Raw genomic sequence first — 5,496 nt, forward strand, 5'->3', positions numbered from 1 at the left:
CGGATCGGGTACTGGGTGTTGTTGAAGGTGGCCGTGGCCGATCCACCCGACAGGCTGTCGGACCACGCACCACTCCAGGATGCTTGGTCGAACACCAGGCTGACCCGGGCGAAGAGATCGCCGGCCATCAAGGCACTGGCCACGAAACTGCCGGAACGGGGATCGCCCGGCGTGGCGAGCGGATAGTCATGGGTCAATGCGCGCGTGAAACTGATCTCGCCGTTGATCTGCGCATCCCGGACCACCGCCATATCCTCGATGCGGTGCTCGATGGTGACCGGCTGGCTGTAGCCACTGACGTTGCTGAAGGTCACCGTCCCGGCTTCGAGGTCAGTTGTGTAGCCAGTCGGAATCACCACGCCATCTTTGCCCACGATCCGGACCCGGGACAGACGGACCCGACCGCAGTCGATGGTCTGGCCGTTGATGACCGAGGTCGTGATGCGTCCTGTGTGGCCGACCACCGCAAACCCACCCGGGCGGAAGATCGGTACGCGCCCATCGCTGGGCAAGCGTACCGGGTCGATGCCCAGCAGATCGGCGTCCAGCGGCAAATAGCTGTAGGCCACCGCGCTGTAGCGCACACTGGAAGCTGCTACAGGTTCCGGCTTGAAGATCTTGCCGTCGGCACTGACGTTGCTGGCATCGAACCACGGCTCTGCTTCATTGCCGGCCGCCGTGACCACGCTCCCGAAACGCACCCGCACCAGCCCGGTCTCGTAGTCCACGCTCCCGCTGACGCCGGGAGCATCGATCTTGCCGTCGATCCCGGCGCTGACACTTTGCGTGCCACCGATGGCGCGGGCAAACTGGATCGACAGCGACCCTGGACGCAAGGGAGCGGCCCCGGTACGGAACACGAACTCGCTGGAGATGTTCTCGCCCACCGTGGTCACGCAACTGGTCCGGGTGATGGCGTTGTTCGTTCCTGCCGTCCAGGAGGTCAGCGCAACATCGCCCGACAAATAGTTGATCGTGCCGCGCGTAACCCATCCGCCGGTGGTGAACTCTCGCAGGGTGCCCTGGCCGTTGTCACCCCAGGGCTGCGCACCTGCAGCGGTGAGCAGAACTGTGCCCGTCACCACCTGGGCATTGACACCCGGCACCAGCTTGAAGGCTGGCAGAAACTGGAAGGTTTCCGAGTGGTTGCTGGTCGAGCCCGCGCTGTTGTAGCGCAGCTTCACATAGCCGGATTCGTCGTTCGGGTACATCGATGGCGCGTCGATGTATTGGATGCCCGCGTAGTTCAACCTGAACATCAACCCTGCGCTACCCCAGCCCAGACGCTGCGAGGTGTAAACCGGTCGAGGAATCTTGATCGTGACATCAGGTTGGAACACCACCGATCCGGTCGCGTAGTCCACCGATCCGACCACCGAACCATTGAGCAGCACTCGGCCAGCGCCGTCGTCTCGGGCAATTTGCGTCGGATCGACGCCATTCCACAGGCCGATCCCCATTTCCTGAATCTGCTTTTGCGTGTAAACGCCCAGCCCAGTCGTGTCCGTCAGCGTGTTCCATTCCACCTCGAGCGATCCGGGCTCGATGGTCCCCAAGGTCGCGGTGACCGGCAGCGTCCCCGCGCCATTGCGGGAGGGGTGAGAGAACGAGTCTTCCTGCTTGGGGCCTGCAACGTAAGTGACGGTGAGCTGTGTTCCGACCGACGGCAGCACGTTGGGTGCGAAGTCCACGCGGTTCTGCGCGACGCTCAAGTTGCCGGTGGCCGCCCCGGACAGCGCGCCTGAGGTGGCCGCCGCTGCCGTCTTGGTGCCGCCGTACTCCCAGGACACTGTGAGCGACCCGGGTTGCACCGAAGTCCCCGCAGGCGGGTTCAAGGCAAGGCTCTGGGCTGCCTTCAGTGTGGTGGACGGTTGCTGCGTCTCCTGCGTCGGCACGTTCCAGGTCAGCACGAGCGAACTGCCGACGTCGGGCAATGCGCCCAAAGTGACGACGAACGCGCCCGTGTTCCGGTTGAAGGTGCCCGCGCCGTAGCTGGCATCCAGGCCCTTGAGGGAGCCGTTACCGGCATCGGACAACACGTACCAGCGGCCCTGGGCCATGTAGCTGATCGTCAGCGTGCCGGGCTGCGGCACCGGATTGACTGTGCCCACGTAGGACTGGCTGCGGGATTCGGGCGTGACCGGGATTTCCGAGCTTTGCGGCGCACGCAGAATCTGCGCGGCGGGCGTGTAGGTAATGGATTTCGCGTTCGACATCGACCCCGAATTCAGGGTCAGGATGCCGTTGGCGTAGTCGATGGTGCCCATCGTGCCGCTGGCGGTCTTGAGTAGACCGGCATCGTCGAAGATCGTGATGCCGTCCGTGCCAATGGTCAGTGACCCGGGCAAGCAACCGCCAGGCAAGTTGAACTTGGTGCTCGCCGTCCACGCGTGGCTGGCCGTATAGCTGACCGGCACAGCACCGGGCACAGGCAACCCAGCGGCCGCATACGGCGGAACGAAGGAAATCGGCGTCTCAGTCTGGGCGCTGGGCACCAACTGCGTGTAAATCGAGGTGCCCTTGATCGTGAAGTCGCCAAGAGCTGCTGCCTGGGTCAGCGGAACCACGCCGACGTAGGTTCCAGCGTCGGCCACGACCGTGTCCCGTACCTTGGTGCTGTTCGTTGCGCGTGTGAACGTCCGCGTCGCGGGCGAGCCCGTGAAGTCGTAACGCAGGGCATCGCTGATATCGACGGTGACGACACTGGCTTTGTAGTCCTGGTCGTTGTTGTAGGTGAAGGTGCGCTCGACCACCGAGACTGAGGTGGCCCTGATGTACTGCTCCTTCTGCGTGCCCAGCCCCTCGTTTTCGATCAAGACCAAGGTCTGGCCGACATTGGGAACGGTGTCGGTCGTGCGCTGAAAAAGCTGGATCACCCGCTGACCGGCGATGTGGTTTTCGAACAGGTAGCCCGCCCATTCCGGGCCCTTGTTGAGGTAGGCCTCGATGCGGACTTGCGCCTGCTCGCGAGTGTCGAAGGTCCGTTCGGTAGAGAACAGCGTGACGCTGACCCTGGGATCGTCAGGCGGCTCGGCCACGATGACGTTAGCCCCGAAATAGGTATCGGTATCGTCGGTCTGCACCGAGACGAAGGACTTGCGCAAATTGACCCGACCGCCGGCACGATCCACCTCGGAAATGTCGGGGAAGATCGCGTTCGATACCCCATCGGCAATCGCATGACCAGTGGGCGCACCACCGCCCTCAGGCACATCCGCCATCACAGCAGATTTCAGCAGTTTCACGTCGCCGGCTTGGATCGGCATGTCAGAGCTCCAGGAATCGAAGGGTCAATCGGTAAAAATCAGCGTCAGACCGGGCAGGAAAACCGAGCACCGGCTCGGCCTCGATCGCGGTCTCCGCGTGCCGAAAGGCCACCGTGTAAGTGCGGCCATCGGCCAGAGTCAGTTGGAAACGGCCCGTGGCATCGGTGGGCGCCACCGCAGCCCAAAGCCGCAGTTGCTCTACCGTTGCGCGCGTAACCCAGGCCATGTCGGGTGCGCCCACCAAGGTGATGGGACGTCCTGCCAGTCGCATGGCCGACTGGATAAGTAGCGCCCCGGTGATCAGGTAAGCGCTGGTCGCAACGGTCGGCGACCAGCTGTGTTCGTCGCTCCACAACAAATCGTCAGGCAGCACCAGGGCCACCTCATCAGCGAGGTTCTTCAGTTGCATGGGAAAGAACTCACACCGCCCGGGTACGGGCAGCGTCTAGAAGTTGCAGGAGACGCGACTCGTCGCGTGCATCGATAGAGGCCTGGACCTTGCGGTCACCAGAGGACAGCTCTACACGTACCGTGCGCGTCGGGCCACCGTCACCCGCCAGGACCGGGCGAGCCAGCGCCGAGCCTATGGGTTGCACCAGCCCGCCAGCAGCGAATCCTTGGACACCGGCCATCACGCGCCCAGCCAAGGCCTGCGCCGGAGCAGACAGGTTGTTAATCGCCTCGAAAAAGCCCGCACCGTAACGGGCAACAGCGTCCCGGTTCACGACAAACTCACCCGGGGTCAACATCGCCGGGACGGTGTCGGACTTCGACAGTCCGCCACGCCGGTAGTACTCGCCCTGGTTCTGTTCCATGTAGTCGATCAGCTCGCGTTCCAGGTCTTTGCCCCAGAGCAGCGGCTGGGCCATCGCCTGTCGCCACGTTTGCTTGATCCGCTCCAGGTTCTGGCGCTCGTTGCCAGTGAGCTGTTTGCGTCCGATGAACTCCTCCAGCGTGCGCCGATCCTGCTGCGCTTGTTTGCCGTAGTTCTCCATCGTCTTGCTGCGCATGTCCAGGCTGACCGATGCGCCGTAGTTCCACTGCAGCCAGTTGGTGTACTCGTTCATTCCCTGCAGACCCAGATCGATCATCTTCAGGGCTTCGAAAGCGTCACGGTTCTTCTTTGGAGTTGTGGGTGTGCTGTCACCACTTTTGTCAGCTCCACTACTGGAAGGGCGTTTTGCGCCACCCTGCATTACCGCGCCGCCCGTGGCGAACCGGGCCACCCCGTTGGCCAGCCGCGAGAGCGCACCGATCCCATATTTCTGCACCGCTGCCTTGCGAATCACGAAGGCACCGGCATCCAGGGTGCGCGGTACCGTGTCGTGATGGCCAGAGCCGGGCACCGAACCGCCTCCCATCCGGGGGAAAGCAGGAGCCACCGCGCCGCCGTCAGCAAAGTGCCTGGCACCACCACTCGCGCCACCACCAACCAGGCCGCCGGTGGCATTGACCTCGACCCGCTGCACGTAGATGGTGTGCGTGCTCGAGGTGTTGGCGCCGTTCAAACTCATGATCTCCGAACGAGCCGCTTCCGCATTGGTGCTGACCTGATGCCGAGACTCGGTCTGGATGCGATCCAGCGCCTTGATCATTCCCTCGACGTTGGTGATTGCGGCCTGCGCTTTCTCCGTGGCTACCTTGAGCTCAACCTGCGAGTTTTGGTCCGCGTAGGTCTTGAGCTTGTCGAGCGCTTCCTTTGCCTTGCTGACGTCCGCATCGACCGGCAGCGTCTTGCCCTCTTTAAGCAACTGCTCATACTCCTGCAGCTTCTTTTCCGCTTCCTGCAGATCGGCCTGAATCTTGAGCAGAAATTCCTTCTCTGCCAGCGCCTTGTCCAAGTCAGCGATCGCCTGATCGAAGCGGGTCTTGTCGGCATCAATTGTGACCTTCAGCCCATCCTTGAGCTTGGTCGTGATCTGGTCAATCTGGGTTTCGGTCTGCGTCAGGGTCTGCTGGATCTGCTCGCGGGCGGTCAGTGCCGACTGGGCGGCTTTCTGGTGCGCCGCACTTTCTGCATCCAGCGTCTTGTTGAGCAACTCCTCCGAGGTCCGGATGGCACCGATAGCGCCTGCCACCTCGTTCTTGCTCTGCACTGCGGCCTGATCGGCGGCCTGGGATTTCTGGGCGATTTCGGCGCGCAGGGTTTCGGCCTGGCGCATCAATTGGTCGGCGGTGGCGTACTCCTGCTTGCGGTAGGCCTCGCGCGACTGCGCTTCGAGCTGCACGA

General features: G+C 63.0%; 2 protein-coding genes and 1 pseudogene. All 3 read right to left on the reverse strand.

Going from position 1 to position 5,496, the window contains the following annotated elements:
* Nucleotides 1-3,266 (reverse strand): hypothetical protein (locus RKP46_RS08355; RefSeq protein WP_311106219.1); only part of this gene is annotated, 3,266 nt, incomplete at its 3' end.
* A 1-nt stretch (nucleotide 3,267) separates the two neighbouring features.
* Entirely contained in the window at nucleotides 3,268-3,675 is a 408-nt protein-coding gene (locus RKP46_RS08360) for a hypothetical protein (protein ID WP_311106220.1), read from the reverse strand.
* 10 nt (nucleotides 3,676-3,685) lie between these two features.
* Nucleotides 3,686-5,496 (reverse strand): annotated as a pseudogene (locus tag RKP46_RS08365) (phage tail tape measure protein); the annotation flags it as partial.

Source organism: Accumulibacter sp. (genome assembly GCF_031732815.1).
GTDB lineage: Bacteria > Pseudomonadota > Gammaproteobacteria > Burkholderiales > Rhodocyclaceae > Accumulibacter.

Coding starts and splice junctions, on each gene's coding strand:
- RKP46_RS08360 (WP_311106220.1), bottom strand. CDS start 3,675: ATGCAACTGAAGAACCTCGCTGATGAGGTGGCCCTGGTGCTGCCTGAC.